At 69.4% G+C, this 18107-nt stretch carries 20 protein-coding genes; 11 read left to right on the forward strand and 9 right to left on the reverse strand.

The window, feature by feature from the left end; genetic code table 11:
• Positions 1-30: 30 nt before the first annotated feature.
• Positions 31-912 (forward strand): DUF3800 domain-containing protein, encoded by an 882-nt coding sequence (locus ACFYRH_RS26625; RefSeq protein ID WP_387780807.1) that lies wholly within the window; start codon positions 31-33, stop codon positions 910-912.
• Here the strand turns inward: ACFYRH_RS26625 and ACFYRH_RS26630 are convergent.
• Positions 876-1631 (reverse strand): SDR family oxidoreductase, encoded by a 756-nt coding sequence (locus tag ACFYRH_RS26630; RefSeq protein WP_387780808.1) that lies wholly within the window; start codon positions 1629-1631, stop codon positions 876-878. The two genes, ACFYRH_RS26625 and ACFYRH_RS26630, sit on opposite strands and share 37 nt — an antisense overlap.
• A gap of 198 nt (positions 1632-1829) precedes the next feature.
• Between ACFYRH_RS26630 and ACFYRH_RS26635 the strand changes: the two genes are divergently transcribed.
• The 3 genes from ACFYRH_RS26635 (at position 1830) to ACFYRH_RS26645 (ending at position 3295) form a co-directional block, all read left to right on the forward strand.
• The gene (locus ACFYRH_RS26635; protein ID WP_387780811.1) at positions 1830-2207 is read left to right on the forward strand and encodes a YciI family protein; all 378 of its coding nucleotides are present in this window, start codon (positions 1830-1832) and stop codon (positions 2205-2207) included.
• Position 2208: 1 nt separating this feature from the next.
• Positions 2209-2589: a VOC family protein gene (locus ACFYRH_RS26640; RefSeq protein ID WP_387780814.1), complete on the forward strand. Its 381-nt coding sequence runs from the start codon at positions 2209-2211 to the stop codon at positions 2587-2589.
• A gap of 124 nt (positions 2590-2713) precedes the next feature.
• Positions 2714-3295 carry an adenylate kinase gene (locus ACFYRH_RS26645; protein WP_387780817.1) on the forward strand — a complete coding sequence of 194 codons (582 nt, stop codon included), beginning with the start codon at positions 2714-2716 and terminating at the stop codon, positions 3293-3295.
• A gap of 39 nt (positions 3296-3334) precedes the next feature.
• Here ACFYRH_RS26645 and ACFYRH_RS26650 read toward each other — a convergent pair whose 3' ends face one another.
• A complete protein-coding gene (locus ACFYRH_RS26650) occupies positions 3335-3967 on the reverse strand; it encodes a hemerythrin domain-containing protein (RefSeq protein ID WP_387780820.1) in 633 nt (210 codons plus the stop codon).
• Positions 3968-4023: 56 nt separating this feature from the next.
• On the opposite strand from ACFYRH_RS26650, the gene ACFYRH_RS26655 reads away from it, so the two are divergent.
• Complete coding sequence (locus ACFYRH_RS26655; RefSeq protein WP_387780823.1) at positions 4024-5073, forward strand: biotin/lipoate A/B protein ligase family protein; 1050 nt, start codon at positions 4024-4026, stop codon at positions 5071-5073.
• An 11-nt stretch (positions 5074-5084) separates the two neighbouring features.
• On the opposite strand, the gene ACFYRH_RS26660 is transcribed toward ACFYRH_RS26655, so the two are convergent.
• Positions 5085-5915 carry a PhzF family phenazine biosynthesis protein gene (locus ACFYRH_RS26660; protein WP_387780826.1) on the reverse strand — a complete coding sequence of 277 codons (831 nt, stop codon included), beginning with the start codon at positions 5913-5915 and terminating at the stop codon, positions 5085-5087.
• 30 nt (positions 5916-5945) lie between these two features.
• Entirely contained in the window at positions 5946-6305 is a 360-nt protein-coding gene (locus ACFYRH_RS26665; protein ID WP_387780829.1) for a hypothetical protein, read from the reverse strand.
• Between the two features lie 37 nt (positions 6306-6342).
• Between ACFYRH_RS26665 and ACFYRH_RS26670 the strand changes: the two genes are divergently transcribed.
• Entirely contained in the window at positions 6343-6726 is a 384-nt protein-coding gene (locus tag ACFYRH_RS26670) for a VOC family protein (protein ID WP_387780832.1), read from the forward strand.
• Between the two features lie 10 nt (positions 6727-6736).
• On the opposite strand, the gene ACFYRH_RS26675 is transcribed toward ACFYRH_RS26670, so the two are convergent.
• The 4 genes from ACFYRH_RS26675 to ACFYRH_RS26690 all read right to left on the reverse strand — a co-directional run bounded on the left by ACFYRH_RS26675 (position 6737) and on the right by ACFYRH_RS26690 (position 9905).
• Positions 6737-7522 (reverse strand): DUF1707 domain-containing protein, encoded by a 786-nt coding sequence (locus ACFYRH_RS26675; protein WP_387780835.1) that lies wholly within the window; start codon positions 7520-7522, stop codon positions 6737-6739.
• Positions 7519-8211, reverse strand: coding sequence for a PadR family transcriptional regulator (locus tag ACFYRH_RS26680; RefSeq protein ID WP_387780837.1), 693 nt, complete (start codon positions 8209-8211; stop codon positions 7519-7521). Before ACFYRH_RS26680 ends, ACFYRH_RS26675 begins: the two co-directional genes overlap by 4 nt.
• A gap of 76 nt (positions 8212-8287) precedes the next feature.
• The gene (locus tag ACFYRH_RS26685; RefSeq protein ID WP_387780840.1) at positions 8288-9007 is read right to left on the reverse strand and encodes a DUF2993 domain-containing protein; all 720 of its coding nucleotides are present in this window, start codon (positions 9005-9007) and stop codon (positions 8288-8290) included.
• Entirely contained in the window at positions 8997-9905 is a 909-nt protein-coding gene (locus ACFYRH_RS26690) for an NAD-dependent epimerase/dehydratase family protein (RefSeq protein WP_387780843.1), read from the reverse strand. Before ACFYRH_RS26690 ends, ACFYRH_RS26685 begins: the two co-directional genes overlap by 11 nt.
• Before the next feature lie 225 nt (positions 9906-10130).
• Between ACFYRH_RS26690 and ACFYRH_RS26695 the strand changes: the two genes are divergently transcribed.
• The 4 genes from ACFYRH_RS26695 (at position 10131) to ACFYRH_RS26710 (ending at position 14635) form a co-directional block, all read left to right on the forward strand.
• The gene (locus ACFYRH_RS26695) at positions 10131-11597 is read left to right on the forward strand and encodes a DUF2252 domain-containing protein (protein WP_387780846.1); all 1467 of its coding nucleotides are present in this window, start codon (positions 10131-10133) and stop codon (positions 11595-11597) included.
• A gap of 26 nt (positions 11598-11623) precedes the next feature.
• Positions 11624-12454, forward strand: a complete 831-nt coding sequence (locus ACFYRH_RS26700) for an MIP/aquaporin family protein (protein WP_387780848.1) — start codon at positions 11624-11626, stop codon at positions 12452-12454.
• An 8-nt stretch (positions 12455-12462) separates the two neighbouring features.
• Positions 12463-13884 carry a DUF2252 domain-containing protein gene (locus ACFYRH_RS26705; RefSeq protein ID WP_387780850.1) on the forward strand — a complete coding sequence of 474 codons (1422 nt, stop codon included), beginning with the start codon at positions 12463-12465 and terminating at the stop codon, positions 13882-13884.
• Positions 13885-14047: 163 nt separating this feature from the next.
• Complete coding sequence (locus tag ACFYRH_RS26710; protein WP_387780853.1) at positions 14048-14635, forward strand: potassium channel family protein; 588 nt, start codon at positions 14048-14050, stop codon at positions 14633-14635.
• Between the two features lie 27 nt (positions 14636-14662).
• On the opposite strand, the gene ACFYRH_RS26715 is transcribed toward ACFYRH_RS26710, so the two are convergent.
• Complete coding sequence (locus ACFYRH_RS26715) at positions 14663-15739, reverse strand: FUSC family protein (RefSeq protein ID WP_387780856.1); 1077 nt, start codon at positions 15737-15739, stop codon at positions 14663-14665.
• A 296-nt stretch (positions 15740-16035) separates the two neighbouring features.
• Between ACFYRH_RS26715 and ACFYRH_RS26720 the strand changes: the two genes are divergently transcribed.
• Entirely contained in the window at positions 16036-18054 is a 2019-nt protein-coding gene (locus tag ACFYRH_RS26720; RefSeq protein ID WP_387780859.1) for a hypothetical protein, read from the forward strand.
• Positions 18055-18107: the final 53 nt, after the last annotated feature.

The raw sequence follows: 18107 nt of genomic DNA on the forward strand, positions 1-18107 counted from the left end.
CAGTCCTTCAGCCTTGGAGCCAGTCATCCCATGACCACCCAGTCGCCCTGGGTCGAGGTCGCGTGCGACGAGTCGGGGTTCTCCGGAACCAACCTGCTCGACCCCGCCTCACCCGTCATCACCCACGCCAGCGTCGACCTTCCCGAGACCGCGGCCGCCGAACTGATCGACGTACTGCGGACCCGCCTGCGCCGCCGCACGGAGTACAAGTCCAACCAACTGCTGCGCCCGGAGCAACGACCCGCGCTGGAGTGGTTGCTCAGCAGCCTGCGCGGTCATGCGCACGTCCACAGCATCGACAAGAGCGCGTACGTCGCCGCGCGGGTGCTCGAACTGTTCACCGAGGAGCCGTCGTACGGCGCGGGCACCAGCCTCGGCGTCGATCACTCGGAGGTGGTCGCGGCGCTGCGCCACCGGACCGGGTTCCTCGCGGCCTTCGTGGACCTGACCCGGACGAAGCGGGTGCGGTTACTGGATCACGCTGCGCTGGACCGGTTCTTCGCGACGATGCCGGCCGACGTACCCGCGTTGCGGGCGGTGACCCGGGCCCGGGTCGAGGTGGTGATGCAGCGGCTGATCGACGAGGATCCGGCGCTTCCACCGCCGCTGGAGCCACTGGTGCCGGCGCTCGCCGAGACGGTGCTGTACTGGAGCGCCGGCGGCCGTTCGGTTGCCGTCGTGCACGACGAGCAGAGTGCGCTGACCCCGGGACGCGTGGCCAGGTTGGGCGAGTACCTCGCTCAGCGGTTCGAACCGGCGCCGCTGCGGTCGTTCGAGCAGGTGGACTCGAAACACGATCCGCGGGTGCAGGTGGCCGACTTCCTGGCCGGGATCGCCCGGCGCCGCAGGCCGGACCTGGTGGAACTGCTGGCGCCCTACACCTGCGCCGCGACGAAGTCCTCCCAGGTGTGAGTGCCGACCGTCGCGCCGGTCAGGCTGAGGTTGCCGCCCGCGCGGTACACCTTGCCCGCCTTGCCGGGGACGCGGATCGGCAGCGAGAGCCGGCGCTTGCCAGTGGCCTTCAGGTAGTCGCGAGCAAGCTCCGACAGGCTGTAGACCTTCGGGCCGACCAGGTCGGGGACGAGACCCTGCGGTTCGCCGAGCGTCAGTTCGGCCAGCCGCTGGGCCACGTCCCGGCTGTCGACCGGCTGGAAGCGGACGCCACCAGGTGTGGGCAGGACCGGCAGTTTCGCCATTGCGCGTGCGGTGTTCCAGGCGAAATCGTGTAGCTGGGCGACCCGCAGTACCGTCGACGGCACGGTGGAGCCGCGGACCGCCTGTTCGGCGCCGAGCTTGGACTTGAAGTAGGTCAGCGGCAGCTGGTCGACCGCGGTGACCGAGATGTGCACCAGGTGGCCGACGCCGGCCTGCTCGGCCGCCTGCACCAGGTTGCGGGTGCCGATGTCGTCGCCCTTCGGACCGCCGGCGAGGTGCAGGACGACGTCCACGCCGTCCACGGCCGCCGCGAGACCGTCGCCATCCAGCAGGTCGACGGCCAGGTACTCGACGCCGTCGCCGCGGTCGTGCGCGTGCCGACTCAGGACGCGGACCTTGCCGCCGGCCGCTTGCAGCAGTGGGACCACCTGCCGGCCGATTGTTCCGGTACCGCCGGTGACGAGGATCGTGGTCATGGTGAGCGCTCCGTTCTCGGGGGTTCTCGAGGGTTCCTCGGGGTTCTGCAGCGCTGACGGAGCGGGGTGGTGGGAGTGTGACCGGATGTGAGCTGGAATACATCCAGGCAAAATGTCGAGGGTCTGCCGATGCCTCCGACGTAGGGGGTGCCGGGCGCAGTACGGCGTACCGGCAGTGAGCGACCAGGAGGTCCGGAGATGAAGTACGTGGTACTGATCCACTCGAACATGCAGCCGTGGGGACACCCGACGATCGACTTCACCGAGGTGGGCCGGTCGGTCCCGGCCGACGAGCGGGAGGCGATGGGTAAGGAGTTCGACGCGATGCTCACCGAGCTGTCCGCTTCCGGTGAGCTGGTCACCGGGCTGGCGCTGGACGCCCCGTCGACCAGCCGGGTCTACCGGCACGACGGCAAGAAGCCGGTCAGCACCGACGGCCCCTACGCCGAGACGAAGGAACAGCTGGCCGGCTTCTTCGTGCTCGACTGCGCGACCCGGGAACGGGCCGAGGAACTGGCGACCAAGTTCGCCGGCCCCGGCGACACCATCGAGCTCCGCCCGGAGTGGGAGTTCTGACGTGACCGGCACCGGGATCCGGCTGAGCTCGCCGACGATCAACTGCCCCGACGCGGTCGCGCTGGCGCGGTTCTACGCGGCGATCACCGGCGGTGAGATCGTGTACACCGACCCGGTCTGGGCGACGGTCGACGGCCCGGGCGGCCGGATCGACTTCCAGACCGACCCGGCGCACACGCCACCGACCTGGCCGGATCCCGCCGTGCCGATCCAGTTCCACATCGATTTCTTCGTCGAGGATCTCGCGGCGGCCGCCGAGCACGTGGTCGCCGCTGGAGCGGCACGGTACGACCATCAGCCGAACGCCGATCACTGTCTGGTGTTCGCCGACCCGGCCGGGCACCCGTTCTGCCTCTCGACGTGGGACTTGCTCACGAAGTAGCAGTTGCGGACAGTAACGCGCGGTGTGTGACATAGTCCGTGATCCGGAGTGACGTACGCCGTACCGCGGCGGCGAAAGCTCCCCTACCCTGAATGACTTATCGAGCGTCAGGAGGGGTGCTGCCGTGACGACTGTCTTGCTGATGGGGCCACCGGGGGCCGGTAAAGGGACACACGCGGGTCATCTGGCCGGACATCTCGGGGTGCCCGTCATCTCCACCGGTGACCTGTTCCGCCGCAACATCGCGGAGCAGACCGAGCTCGGCCGGACGGCGCAGGCCTACCTCGACGCGGGGGAGTACGTGCCCGACGAGGTCACGAACGACATGGTCCGTGACCGCCTCGCGGCCCCCGACGCCCGCCCGGGATTCGTCCTCGACGGGTACCCGCGCACCCTCCACCAGGCCAAGGTCCTGGACGAGATCCTCGGTGCGCAAGGACGTTCGCTCGACGCCGCCCTGGTCCTGCGGGTCGAGGTGGACGCGCTGGTGGCCCGGCTGCTCCGGCGCGCCGAGATCGAGCACCGCTCGGACGACACCGAGGACGTCATCCGCCGCCGCTTCGAGGTCTACCACGACCAGACCGCACCGCTGGTCGACTTCTACGCCGAACGCGGCATCCACTACGAGGTCGACGCGTCCCCCGACGTCGACACCGTCCGCGCCAGCGTCTGGCAGGTAGCCGTCGAACTCAAGCCGGCCGCCTGACCGCAGCCGTTGCTGTTGGCAACCGCGGCGGGCAGACCGTCAGGCGCGCCAGACGGGCGCGACCGACTTGCGGTAGCCGCGGCCGAAGAGACCGACGATGACGGTGAGCACGGGCTTCGGGACGGTGCCGGTGATGGCGTCGGACTCGGCCGGTGTCGCGCCGTCGAGGGCCCAGGCGAAGAACGTGCCGCCTTCGGCCGGGCCGACCTTGGCGAACTCGCGGCCCATCGCGCGCATCTCCGGCGTACCCGCCTTCTCCAGGTAGACGGGCTCGATCTCCGCCTCCTCGTGATCGAGGTGCTGGACGGTGACCCGCTGCAGCCCGCGCATCGCGGTCAGTGCGGCCTCCGCGTCCGCCGTACTCGCCGACCTCTGCAGCGCGGCCATCGCGGTCCGCGTGGTGGCCAGGGCCGCGGCCATGGTGTCGTGCTCGGCGTCCAGCTCCGTCAGCACCTCCGGGCTCACGCCGACCTTCTGCAAAGCGGGCCAGGCGATGTCGTGCTCACCCTGGTGGTGCCGGGTGAGCTGTGCGTCGAAGTTCCTCCACGCCGTCGCCAACTGCTCGGCTCGTTGCCGGTCCCCGGCCGGGAACTCTCCGAGTGCGTCGATGAAGCGATCCAGGTCCCGGCGTACGGCGGCGTGGATCGCGCGGTTCATGCTCATTTCCCCCATGAACCGGAGTATTCCGCCCGGGAACAACCGTTGACCAGAGCAAGTTGGTGCTGAATATGCATGGTGAGTACAAGGTGCCGGGCGGCAAGCTCGTGGTCGCCGATCTGGATGTCGTCGACGAACACGTGCGGAGCGCGCAGATCTCCGGGGACTTCTTCCTCGAGCCCGACGACGCACTGGAGCGGATCAACGGTGCCCTGGCGGGGTTGCCGGTGGACACCGCGGCCGCGCAGATCGCGGCCCGGGTGCGGGGCGCGCTGGGCGACGGGGTCGAGATGCTCGGGTTCTCGCCCGAGGCGGTCGCGGTCGCGGTACGCCGGGCGGTGACCGGCGCGACCGGATGGCGGGATCACGAGTGGCAGTTCGTGCACGACGTACCGCGGGAACCGGCGCTGCAGATGGCGCTCGACGAGGTGCTGACCGAGCAGGTCGGCGCGGGTGAGCGGCCGCCGACACTCCGCGTCTGGGAGTGGGCGTCGAACGCGGTCATCATCGGCAGCTTCCAGTCCGTGCGCAACGAGGTCGACCTCGACGGCGCGTCCCGCAACGACGTGACCGTCGTACGGCGGATCAGCGGCGGCGGCGCGATGTTCGTCGAACCGGGGAACACGATCACGTACTCGCTGTACGTGCCGGAATCGCTGGTGTCCGGGCTCTCGTTCGTCGAGTCGTACGCGTTCCTGGACGACTGGGTCATTGGTGCACTCAACGATCTCGGTATCGCGGCGACGTACCAGCCGATCAACGACATCACCTCGCCGGCCGGCAAGATCGCGGGCGCCGCCCAGAAACGGTTCGCGGGCGGCGCCGTGCTGCACCACGTGACGATGGCCTACGACATGGACGCCGGCAAGATGCTCGAGGTACTGCGGATCGGTCGCGAGAAGCTGTCCGACAAGGGCACCACGAGCGCCAACAAGCGTGTCGATCCGTTGCGCAGCCAGACCGGGCTCGACCGCGCGGACGTGATCGAGCGGATGGTCGGCACGTTCCGCGGCCGCTACGGCCTCGAAGCCGGCGCCATCGACGCCGCCACCGTTGAGCTGGCCGCGGAACGGGTGGCCGCGAAGTTCGGCACCGAGGAGTGGCTCAAGCGGGTTCCGTAAGTTCGAGTGGCTCAGGCGGGGTGCGTGAGGGGTACGGCGTTGCCGCTCACGCGGACGCGGTTGTCGTCCGGGCGGAGCTCGACCGTGATCAGGCTCGGCCGGCCGAGGTCGTCGCCCTGGTGGAGCGTGATCGTCGGCTGCCCGAGCCCGAGCTCGCGGAGGTACGCGCCGAACGCGGCCGCCGCGGCACCGGTCGCCGGGTCCTCGACCACGCCGCCGACCGGGAACGGGTCGCGGACGTGGAAGACGGTCGGCGACTCGCGCCAGACGAGCTGCAGGGTGGTGAGGTCGAGGGCGAGCATGTACGCGAGCAGGCGGTCGAAGTCGTAGTCCAGCGTGGCGAGTCGTTGCCGGGTCGCCGTACCCAGGATCAGGTGGCGCGCCCCGGCGTACCCGATCCGCGGGGGCAGGGCCGGGTCGAGGTCGTCGGCGGACCAGCGCAGGATGTCGAGGACCTCGGTGATGTCGCCGGCCGGTTCGACGGACGGCTCGACGCTGGTCAGAGTCGCCCGCAGGTCGTCGTCGACGGTCACCGGGACGAGGCCGGGTTGTGCGGAGAAGACGATCTCACCCGGACCGCGGCGCTCCGCCAGCGCGACAGCGGTCGCGACCGTCGCGTGCCCGCAGAACGGAACCTCGGCCTTGGGGGAGAAGTACCGCACCGGGACGGCACCGGATCCGTCCGGACCTTCGGTGAGGAACGCGGTCTCGGAGTACCCCAGGTCGGCGGCGATCGACAGCATGGTGGCGTCGTCGAGCCCGCGCGCATCCAGAACCACGCCGGCCGGATTACCACCGGACGGGTCGGACGTGAAGGCGGTGTAGCGAAGAACGGTCGTCATACCAGCCATCCAATCACCGCCCACCAGCGGTTATCGCGTCCAGTCGAGCTGCTGCTCCGGAATCGCCAGCCCGCGCCCGAACTCCTTGGCCTCCTCCCGCGCCGCGTCGTCGCCACGCCGGTACCGGAAGACCCGCCCCGGGAAGATCACGAAGCTCTCGTGCTCGTCGTGAAAGTCGGCGTACCACCCCGGACTCGCCAGCGATCGCGACAACACCTCGGCCAGCTCCGTCCCACGCTCGACGTCGAACTCGAGCAGCGACCAGACATCAGGCTGGGCCGCCGACGTACCACCGACGGCGATCCGGCTGACCTTCCGGACGGTCAACGGGATGCCGTCCAGCTCGGCCCCAACCACCAGACTCTCGACAATCAACACTCCGGAATACACGCCGGCAACGCTATGCGGCGCCACCGACAATGGCGGGATGGAGATCGGGTATGTGATCTTGTATGTCGGGGATCTGCAGGCGTCCGTGGGGTTCTACCGGGACGTGGTGGGGCTGGCGTACAAGTTCACCGATGCGGGCTATGCGGAGTTCGACGCGGGTGGGGTGCGGTTCGCGTTGTACGAGCGGCGGCGGGCCGAGTGGCTGACCGAGGGGGCGGTGACGCCGGGCGCGGGTGGCGAAGTGGTCGTGGCGGTGGACGACGTCGATGCGTACGCCGAGCGGTTGCGCGCGGCCGGCGTGCCGCTGCTGAGCGGGCCGGCGGACCGTCCGTGGGGGCATCGGACGGTCCATGTCGCCGACCCGGACGGGTTCGTGGTCGAGTTCGCGGAAGAGATCCCGCGGGTCCGTCAGCGGCGGTAGATCAACGGTTCTAGTGCTGCCAGCGGCGCCGGGAGATGCCGCTGATCATCACGATCCAGAACAGGCCCCACAGCAACCACGGTGCGGTGAGGGCGATCGAGCTGATCACCAGGCCGACCATCAGGAACGGCGCGATCATCATGAACGCGGGCGGTGGAGCGGGCCGCCGACGTGGTCCGGCCGTGGTGCGGGGTACGAGCTCCGTCGTCGTCGGCAGGTCGTCGAAGAGCGGGCCGAGCTCGTCGGAGTACCGCGACCGCGTCGCCTGCTCGCTGCGCTCCTCGAACTCGGTCTGCGTCAACCGGCCGGCCACGAAATGCTCACTCAGCTGGGAAACCGCCTGGTCTCGCTCGGCGTCCCCGATCCGCACCCGCTTCCCAGGCACGTCGCCACCCCTACCGTCCCGTCCCGAATCCCGCGCCACGTCGCTCCGCCGGCCGTCCCGTCCCGCATCCTGCGGTACGTCGCTGCTCCGGCCGTCCTGTCCCGCATCCTGCGGTACGTCGCTGCGCCGGCCGTCCCGTGCCGCTGCCGCCGGTGCGTCGTCACGCGGCTCGGCCCAGCTCGTTGCGCGCCAGTCGCCGACCCAGGCGGCGCCGCCCCAGCGACCGCCCCAGCCGTGCTGGTGCCAGTCGCCGCGACCCTGCCCGTCACGGTCGCCGGCGGACTCGTCGTACCACCGGGGCCCGTTCCAGCCCTGGGCACTCCAGCCCTGGCCGTGCCAGCTCTGCCCGTCGCGCCGGCGGCCGGCGCCGGGACCGCCTCGCCGCGGGCGGTCGCGGTCGGGCGAGCTCATGAGCGGTCCTGTTCGGTGCTCTCGTCGTCCTCGGCGAGAATCCCGTACAGCTTGCGCCGCAGGTCCGCGACCGCGTCCCGCGCCCGCGCCTGCTGGTCCGGCGTACCGCTCGCGAGGATCTGCCACATCGCGGTGGCGACCTGCCCGAGCAGCGGGCGGAACCCGTTCTCGTCGTCACCCTGGGGTGCGCTCATCGCCTCCCATGGCGCGGACACCTCGTCCTGGTGCTCGCCGACGTACGCCCGGCCCTCGTCGGTCAGCCGGAACGTCCGCCGCCCGACCTCCGCGTCCGCCGTCACCAGACCCTCGTCCTCGAGCTGCTGCAGTGTCGGGTAGATCGAGCCGGGGCTCGGCTTCCACACACCGCCGCTGCGCTCGGCGATCTCCTGAATGATCTGGTAGCCGTTCATCGGCTGCTCCGCGAGCACGGCCAGGATCGCCGCGCGCACGTCGCCGCGGCGCGCCTTGGGCCCGCGCCAGCGCTGCGGTGGTCCCCACGGCGGACCGAACATCTGCCCGCCGCCGAACATCCCCCACTGCGGCCCGAAGTGCTGCTGGTGGTGTCCCTTCGTGCTGCGCCGGCTGCCGGTCATCGCCGCGCGCAGCTCGTCCACGATGTCGTCGAAGTTCGAACAATGCCGTGCGAGCTGCTGCCAGGGCCAGCCCGCGGCGTACGCCGATCCGGTCATCTCGACCACCCGTCCCTCACGAAAGTGATTGCGATAGTTCGACGATATATCGCGAACCATCGCAACCCAAGGGACGTCAGGCGTTGAAGTTCAGCCCGGACGCGGTCGCCGTCAGCACCACCGCGCCACCCACCACGGTGACCCCGGTGAGCTGGGCGCCGAACGGCAGCGGGGGAATCGTGATCCCCTGCGCGAGCCGGTTCCGCAGGGCGTTCCGCAGGACCGACGGGAGCGTGGTCGACAGCTGGGAGACGTCCATCGCGATCTTGCCGTTCTGGATCTGCGGCAGGATCGGTACGTCGATCTTGACGCCCTGGACCGTCGCCTGGGCATGCAGCTTGCCGTCGACGACCGGCATCTGCAGGCCCTCGAGCCCGGTGCTCTTGACCGCGAGCCGGCTGAGCTCACGCGGCGACAGCTTCAGCTGGAGATCCGTCGTGTCGACGGTCACCGTGCCCTTCTGGTTGACCACCAGCGACCGCGGCACGTGCACGTCGTGCATGTCGACTTTCAGGGTCTCGGCCGGAACCCCGGAGAACTTCGGCTTCAGCATCGTCAGAGTGACGCTGGAGAACTTCTCGTTGTACAGCTGCGGCAGGAACCCGAAGCCGTTGATCTTGACCGAGGTGTCGGACGAGCGGACGTCGTACTTGCGGGCCTGCGTGTCGGCCATCGCCGCGAGGTGGTTCTGGGCGACCACCACCGCGATCCGGTCCACGACGACCGCCAGTATCGCCAGCACCACCAGCGTGACGACGAGGCGGCGGAGCCACCCGCCTGGTCTCTTAGAGCTCATTCCTGCCCTTCCCGATCATTTCCCGGAGCGCGTCGTCGGTGGCCGTCGGTTTGAGGCCGAAGGCAACAGTCGCGGCGGTGGAGTCGACGACGAACGGCCGCTGCCACTGGTACTGCATCTCCACCATCTCCCGGGCGGCCGGGTCCACCAACCCGGCTAGCCGGAGTATCGCGGACGGCATCGCCGCGACCCGCGCGGGCGGCGCACCCGCCAGGTCGGCGGCGTGGCGGGCCAGTTCGCGCACCGACAGCGGCGCCGGAGTCGGTACGTGCCAGGCGCGTCCCCAGGCGCTCTCGTCGTCGCCGACCGCGATCAGGGTCCGCGCGACGTCACCGACGTACGTCCAGCTGTGGGGTACGTCGAGGTTGCCCGGCATCAGGCCGCGCTTGCCGGCGATCACCTTCGGCAACACGCTGACGCTGAACGGTGACACCGCGCCCGCACCGAGGTAGTCGGAGCCGCGCACCTCCGCGGTCCGGATCCGCCCGGCCTTGTGCGCTGCCAGCGCGTCGGACCAGAGCTGCGCCCGTACCTGGCCCTTCACAGTGTTGGGCAGCAGCGGCAGCTCCTCGGTCATCACACCGTCGACCGCGCCGTACCCGTAGAGGTTCCCGGTGGTCACCAGCACCGCACCGCTGGCCTCCGCGGCCGCGACCAACGCAGCATTCAGCGGCGGCCACTCGGTCGTCCACTTGTTGTACGCCGGTCCCGCGCACGAGTAGATCGCGGACGCGCCGTCGACGTACTGCGTCAACCCGGCCTTGGCATCCGCGGCGACGCGCTCCACCCCGTCCGGCCCACTCCCGGACCGGGTGATCACCCGGACCTGTTCGCCGCGTGCCGCCAACAGCTGCGCGACCGCACTCCCCACCGCTCCAGCTCCGACAACGACGCGCACGCGATCCCTCTCCGTTCGGACGGCTCACACAGTACCGATCGCCACGACCACGCAGCGCGATCGGTACTGGCTTTCGTCACCCGGCAGGGGTGATGCCGGGCCGGGGACGTCCGTACCAGGGTAGGGAGCATGGTCGAGGGAACGGCGTCGTTCTCCCGGCCCCCAGCCCTCCTGTCGCGGTACTGCCCGATGCACTTCTCGATGGTGTGGCTGGAAGGGGGAGCTATGACTGTGACGACCCGGGGTAAGACGGCGAGCCCCGCCACGCCGTCCGCGCGCAGAGACCTGGAGCAGGACAAGGACACCACCCGGTTGAGCCGGGCGGATCGAGCCGCACTGGGGAAGGACGCCCGACGAGCCACTCCACGGGAGTCGCACGCGGAGTTCCGGCCCACCGCCTCGCGGGATCCGATCGGGCTGCTGCTGGAACAGGCCACGACGCGGGTACCGGAACTGGTGCCGATCCGGCACGGGCGGATGCTGGCGTCGCCGTTCTCGTTCTACCGGGGCGCTGCGCTGCCGATGGCGGCCGACCTCGCCACGACGCCGACGTCGCGGCTGCGGGTGCAGCTCTGCGGTGACGCGCACCTGGCCAACTTCGGCGCGTTCGCCTCGCCGGAGCGGCAGCTGGTCTTCGACGTCAACGACTTCGACGAGACGTTGCCCGGGCCGTTCGAATGGGACGTCAAACGGCTGGCGGCCAGCCTCGCGGTGGCCGGACGAACCAACGGGTACGGGCGCAAGCACCGCCGCGAGATCGTGCTCGCCGCGGTCAAGGGCTACCGGAAGGCGATGCGCGAGTTCGCGCACGAGGAGTTCCTGGACGTCTGGTACACGCACCTGGACATCGAGCAGGCCCTGCGCGACCTGCGGTCCGAGATGAAGCCGAGGCAGTTCGCCGCGACCGAGAAGATGCTCGCCAAGGCCCACACCCACGACAGCGCGCAGGTGCTGCGCAAGCTGACCACGGTCGTCGACGGCCGGCGGCAGATCATCAGCGACGCGCCGATCGTCGTCCCGATCGAGGAGGTCTTCGCCGACGAACAGGCCGATGCGGTGTACGCGCAGATCCGCAAGATGCTGGGCAAGTACCGGCGTACCCTGCAGTCCGACCGGCGGCACATGCTCGAGCAGTTCACGCTGGTCCAGGCGGCCCGGAAGGTCGTCGGCGTGGGCAGTGTCGGTACCCGCGCGTGGATCGTGCTGATGGACAGCGGCGACGGGGTCGAACCCGTGTTCCTGCAGGCCAAGGAGGCACAGGACTCGGTCCTGGCGGCGTACTGCGGGCGCAGCCAGTACACCAACCAAGGCGAGCGAGTGGTCGCCGGACAGCACCTGATGCAGGCCGAGAGCGACATCTTCCTCGGCTGGACCCGCGTCCCGGGCCCGGACGGCGTGGACCGCGACTATTACGTGCGCCAGCTCAAGGACTGGAAGTTCTCCTTCCCGATCGAGCAGGCGGTGCCCTCGGGGATGTCGCTGTACGCCCGTCTGTGCGGATCGACCCTGGCCCGCGCGCACGCCCGCTCCGGCGACCGCGTCGCCCTGGCGGCGTACCTCGGTGGTTCGGACACCTTCGACCAGGCGATCGCCGACTTCGCCGAGACCTACGCCGACCAGAACGACCGCGACTACGCCGCGCTCCAGCACGCCGTGAAGGCCGGCCGGGTCGAAGCGACCACGGGCGTCTGAACCCGCAGAACAGGAAGGGATGCGCCATGGCAGATCCCGGGCTCGGCCCCGACCTCGACCGGACGACGGCTACCCTCGGGCGCCGGTACTTCGTCCGGTTCGAGGAAGACGTCCTCCGGCAGCGACCGCTGTGGATCCGGCTGATCATCGAGTTCCTGGGCACGTTCGTGCTCGTCACGGTGGCGGCGGGGTCCGGAGTGATCAACCACTACGTGGGTAACGCGCCGATCAGCAGGACCGCGGCGGTGATCGCACCCGGGGCGGCGGTGATGGCGATGATCTACGCCTGGGGCCCGCTGTCGGGACTGCACATCAACCCGGCCGTCTCCTTCGCGTTCACCGCCCGGGGTGTCTTCCCGCCGAAATGGCTGGTGCCCTACTGGGCGGTCCAGTTCGCCGGCGCGATCGGTGCCGCCCTGTTCCTGCAGGGGATGTTCGGCGATGTCAGTCAGGGCAGCAACTATCCGATCAGCTCGTCGGGCGGCGAGTGGAAGTCGTTCGTGATGGAGACGGTGCTGACCGCGATCCTGGTCAGCATCATCCTGAACACGGCGACCGGCGCCCGCAGCATCGGCCACAACGCGGCCATCGCGGTCGGTTCGACGGTCGCGCTGCTCGGCCTGTTCGCCAGCCCGATCAGCGGCGCCTCGATGAACCCGGCCCGCACCCTCGGACCCGACATCGTCGGCAACGACTACACCGGCTGGTGGGTGTACGTCGCCGGCCCGCTGCTCGGCGCTGCGATCGCCGTGGCGATCATCGGCAGCGTGCGCGGGCTGCCCGACAAGGACGAGCGTGAGGCGGCCGAGGGCGGCGCCCTGCCGATCACCGAGTCCTCGTCCAGCGAGCGCACCTGAGCGGCCCGATGTTCGACGAGTACGCCGCTGCCGCGCAGGACCTGACCTCGCAGGCCCGATGGACGCTGGGGAAGGCCGCTCGGAAACGAGCGCCACGGCGGACGCACGCTGAGTGGGCACCGGCACCCGATCGGCCCGACCCCATCGACATCCTCGAGGAACAGGCCGCCACCCGCGAGAAGGACCTGGTCCCGATCCGCTACGGCCGGATGCTGTCGTCGCCGTTCGCGTTCTTCCGCGGCGGTCCCGCGATCATGGCGAACGATCTCGCGGGGAGTCCGGTCAGCGGCATCACCGTCCAGGTGTGTGGGGATGCGCACCTGGTGAACTTCGGGCTGTTCGCGTCGCCGGAGCGGGACCTGGTCTTCGACGTGAACGACTTCGACGAGACATTGCCCGGGCCGTGGGAGTGGGACGTGAAGCGCCTCGCGGCGAGCGTCGCGGTCGCCGCCCGGCAGCAGGGCCTCCCGTACGGCGGGCAACACGACGCCGCTCGGTCGACGGTGCGCGGCTATCGCGAGGCGATGCTGGGCTTCGCGGAACGACGGACGATCGACCTGTGGTACCTGCACATGTCCTCCGAGAAGCTGACCGATGTTACCGAGCAACTGGCGGCCGAGTTCGGGGTCCGGGCGCCGAAGCTGTCTCCTGACCGGCTGGCGAAGATCTTCTCGAAGGCTCGGGCCCGCGACAGCCTGGGTGCGTTGGCCAGGCTCTGCCGGCCGGACGGCGCGGCGGTTCGTCTGGCCAGTCGTCCGCCGTTGCTGGTCCCGGTCCGCCAACTGTGGGCCGCTGAGGACGCGGACCGCATCGCTGAGGGCGTCCAGTACGCGTTTGACAGGTATCGGGCGAGCCTCGGCGACGACCGGCGCGCACTGCTCGACCAGTACGAGATCGTCGACATGGCGAGGAAGGTGGTCGGCGTCGGCAGTGTCGGTACCCGTTGTTTCGTTGTGCTGATGCGTGGCAAGAGCCCGGACGACGTGCTGTTCCTTCAGGTCAAGCAGGCAGAGGCCTCGGTCCTCGAGCCGTACATCGCGGCCAGCAGATACCCGACACACGGGCATCGGGTGGTGGCTGGCCAGCGTCTGCTGCAGGCGCTGTCGGACGAGTTCCTCGGCTGGACGACGGCAGCGGACGGCGACGACTACTACGTACGGCAGCTGTGGGACATGAAGGGCGAGATCGACCCGTCGAAGCTCACCCCCGGCGGCCTTCGCGTGTACGGCGCTCTGTGCGGCCGGACTCTCGCTCGCGCACACGGCAGAGGAGGCGATGAGGTGGCAATAGCGGCGTACCTAGGGAAGTCGGACACCTTCGACGAGGCAGTCGCCGACTTCGCGCTGACGTACGCCGACGTCAACGACCGCGACCACCAGCGACTCGCGGCCGCCGTCGAGGCCGGCACCGTCGAAGCCGTCAGGCCCTGACCAGGCGTTGACCAGGCGTTGACCAGGCGTTGAACAGCCAAGTCGCAGGGAGGTGCATGATGCGCGCGACGGACGAAATCCCGAGTGATCCGAGGAACAGGTACGCCGTGCAGTCAGGCGGACTGTTGTTCCGGGCCGCGGCCGGCGGAAGGCGGCAGGCGTCATGACCGCCGGCACCGGCGTTGCGCCGTACCAGGCCGCGGCCCGGCCCTCGTTCGGCAGGCTGGCGTGGATGCTGCTGCGGGTCACCGCGGTGGCGGCGGCGCTGGTCGCCCTGTACTACGCGCTGCCGTTGGACCACGCCTCGACCTTCGCCGTCGTGACCATTCTTGTCGTCGGGCTGGTTCTGTTCATCGCTCTGGTCACGGCCCAGGTCCTGATGATTCTCCGATCCCCATTCCCCGGGGTGCGGGCCGTCGAATCGCTGGCCACCAGCCTCCCGCTGTTCCTGCTGCTGTTCGCCTCCGCCTATGTCGTGATGGCCGCGCGGTCGATGAGCAACTTCGGCGAGCATCTGACCCACAGCGACGGGCTGTACTTCACCGTGACCGTGTTCTCCACGGTCGGGTTCGGTGACATCACCGCCAAGAGCGACGCGGCCCGGCTGGTGGTCACCGGGCAGATGATCGCCGACCTGGTCGTCTTCGGCGTGGCGCTGAAGGTGGTCGTCGGCGCCGTCCAGCGTGGGCGGCAGCGCAGGGCAGCACCGCCGCCGGAGGCGAAGGGCGAACCGGCAGACAACCCTCGGTGAGGCTCGCTCGGTACCGAGCCGTCCTCTTCAGGCCGATTGCCCGGCCCGGTGCGGCCGTGCTTTGGCGGTGCGTTTGCCGAGTAGTCCGGCCAGAAGCATGACGAGGACACCGATGCCGACACCGCACATCGTCCACAGCACCCGATCGCCTTCTGCGGAATAGTCGGACGGCTGCGGGAGGTCCAGCAGGATCAGCACTGCCGCCGCGATGGCACCGGAGTACGCCGCGTAGTTCCAGAAGCGAATCGCCACCCCGTGCATCAGGAGGATGAGCGCAACCACCTCGAGCCCGTGGCTGACCTCCACCTGTCGCGAACCGTGTTCACTGGCAGGTATCAGCAGTACCAGCGCGGCCGTGACCGCACCGATCACCGCACCGGTCAGACGCTGCAACCCGACCAGCGTGCTCTGCTCCAGGCTCGGCTTCATCGCGACCATGGCCGCGATCGGCATCCACGAGCCATGTGACAGGTCGAATCCGAACGCGAGTGCGACGGTACCGCCGATGACCGCGGCGCGGATCACCGCGAACAACACCATCGGCCGGGTCAGCTTGCGCCGCGAGATGTCACCGGGCAGTTCCGCGAACGGCTGCGGCCGGTCGTTGCGCCCGAGGATCAGCCACCCGGCGAACGACACCGCGATCCACAGCGCCGATCCGCCAACCCAGGCAAGCACCTGAGCCCAGGTGGAACTGCTGATGTGGGCGGCCTGGTAGCCGAACGCGAGCGCCAGGGCCACGATGAACCAGAGGTTGAGGAGCAGGCCGGCAACAAACCTGTGCACCCCGAACGCGACCGCCAGGCCGGCCAGCAGCGTGACGGCGAACGCCGCAAGCGCCACCCAGCCCCAGGCGTCCGCGCCGATGCCGAAGGCCAGCGCGGTCAACGCCGCGCCGGCCAGCGCGAAGACGGCGGTATGGAACGTGCGCGTGGCGTAGCTTCCGCCCACGTCGCACAGCGCGGCGAACAGCAGGCCGAAGACCGCGCTGAGGAGATATTGCTCGTACCCGACGGCCCAGCAGACCAGCAGCGGCACCAGCATGACGTCCAGGACCATGACAGCGCGTGGCCAGTTGATCCCGGCGTTGTCGACCGCGAACACCTTCGAGAGCCAACTCGGGCCCTTTCCCGCGTGAACGGTGTGTTGCGCTGGTCCGCTTGCCCTGGCCATGGTTGCCGCCCTCTGCGTGCTTCCAGATCCTCATTCTCGTCCGGGTGGCCGCGGCAGGCGAACCACCCGGTGGGGGTGATCCCGCCGGACTGTTCGGCTCCCGACGATGGAGTTTGCGGATCCGTTGGGTGTCCGATGGGCAGGTGGTCGAGATGGCAACAGGGGCGAACCAGCAGGCGAGCGTTGCGTCACCAACTGAGCCAGGGAGCGCTCGGCGCGCGAGCGTCGTGAAGGTCTTGGCGGCGACCCTGCTCGTCGCGGTGATCGCGATCGGGCTGACCCTGGTGTGCCTGACGGCGCTCCAGGCACAGGTCCCGCGCAACATGCCGTTCGGCGTCACTGGATCGTCGCCGGTGGTCACGGCCGCGCAGTCGGCGAAGGTCGGTGGGTACTCGACGTCGTGGGACAACAAGACCTACCCGAACGAGTCGGCCGTGATGGATGCCATCAACCAAGGCGACATCTACGGCGCGTACATCACGGGTACGTCGAGCGACACCCTGATCCTCGTGCCGGCCAAGAGCTTCTTCGCGACGACCGAGATCGGACCCGTGTTCGCGGCGGCCGCGTCGAAGGCCGGGCGTCCGCTGGCGGTCGAGCAGGTCAAGCCGTTGCCCGCGGACAAGGATCCGGTGGGCGCGGTCGGTGGCCTGCTCCTGCTGCCGATCCTTGTGGGCGGGCTGGTGTCGGCGATTCTCGCCACCAAGTCCACCGGAAAGGCCGTCCAGCAATGGCGGCTGGCGATTCTCGCCGGGTACGCGCTCATCGGAACGCTCCTGACGCTGCTGATCGCGGGTCCGTGGTTCGGCGCGTTCGCGGGCAACAGGTTCTGGCCGCTCTTCCCCTGTCTGTTCCTGATCGAGGTCACGACGGCGTTCGTGACCGCGGTTCTTCTGGCGGTACTGCCCGCGGTGGTGGCGATGGTGGTGGCGCTGGCGTTCTTCATCGTCGTCGGGCTGCCCACGTCGGGTTCGGCCGGTACTGCGCTGATGCCGGCGTACTGGCAGACCATCGGCGGCTGGTTACCGCCCCGCCACGGGGCGGACCTGATCCAGAACGTCCTGTACTTCTCCTCGAACAACATCACGACGCCGATCGTCATTCTCCTGGCCTACATGGTCGTCGCCGGGGTGGTACTCGGTTTCCTCGACATTCGGGCTCGCCGGACTTCCGCGGCAGCTGCACGGACAGCCGTGCAGGGGAACGGGCAGACGGGTGGTTCAGCCGCTCGGCGGGTGGCCGCGGTGCTCGCGATCCCTCTGCTGCTCGGAGGTCTGCAACAGTGCCTCTTCGCGAGCAACTACACGAGTGCCTCGCACCGGCCACTCGCGCACAACCTGCCGTTCGCTGTCGCCGGGCAGTCGCCGCTGCTCAGCGAGGTACAGAAGAACATCTCGCTCGATGTCACCACCCACGCCAGCGAATCCGACGCCAAGACGGCGATCGGCAAGGCGGACGCGTGGGGAGCGCTGGTCACTGCCGACGGTCAGAGCACGCTGATCGTGGTGCCCTCGATCAGCGATCTCGCCGGGCTGGACCTCATCACCCAGTTCGAGAGAGTGGCGAGGAGCAGCGGCGCGCAGCTGGCCGTGTCGTCGTACACACCGACCCCGTTGGCGTCGGGTGATCCGTTCGCGATCGTCCTGTCCATGCTGCTCACTCCGTTGCTGATCGCGGGGTACATGTCGTCGACGATGCTGCGCACCGCGACCGGCGTACCGACCGGGCGGTACCGGGGTCTGGTTCTGCTCGCCTTCTCAGTGGTCTTCAGCGGGCTGGTCGCGCTGGTGGCCGGCCCGTGGCGGAACGGATTCCCGACGGACAAGTTCTGGGCGGTCTGGGGGATCATGGCGTTGGTCGTTGCCGTCGTGGCAATGTTCGCGGCGGTCCTGCAACGACTACTCGGAGCCGTCGGAACCTTCATCACCGTGTTCATCGTCATCCTTTTCGGCAAACCGTCCTCGGGAGGGGCGAACGGCGTCCCGTACCTGCCGGGCTTCTGGCGGGCGATCGGGCCGTACCTGCCCCCGGAGAACGCGTACCTCCTGCTCAGGAACACGGTGTACTTCGGCGGCAACGGGATCACCCGGCCGCTCGTCGTACTCGGTGCCTACCTGGTCGTGTTCGGCGCGCTCCTCGGCGTACTCGACTGGTGGCGCAAGCCGGGGCTCGAGGTCAAGGACGTCTCCAAGACGGCCGAGGCCGCATCGGCGTCCGCGGCCACGCCTGCAGGCGTCGCGATCTGACCATCGTCCGGCGAGGGCCATCCCGAGCGGGTGATGCCTTCGCCGGAGAGCAC

It is taken from the genome of Kribbella sp. NPDC004875 (assembly GCF_042873375.1).
In the GTDB taxonomy this organism is placed as follows: Bacteria; Actinomycetota; Actinomycetes; order Propionibacteriales; family Kribbellaceae; genus Kribbella.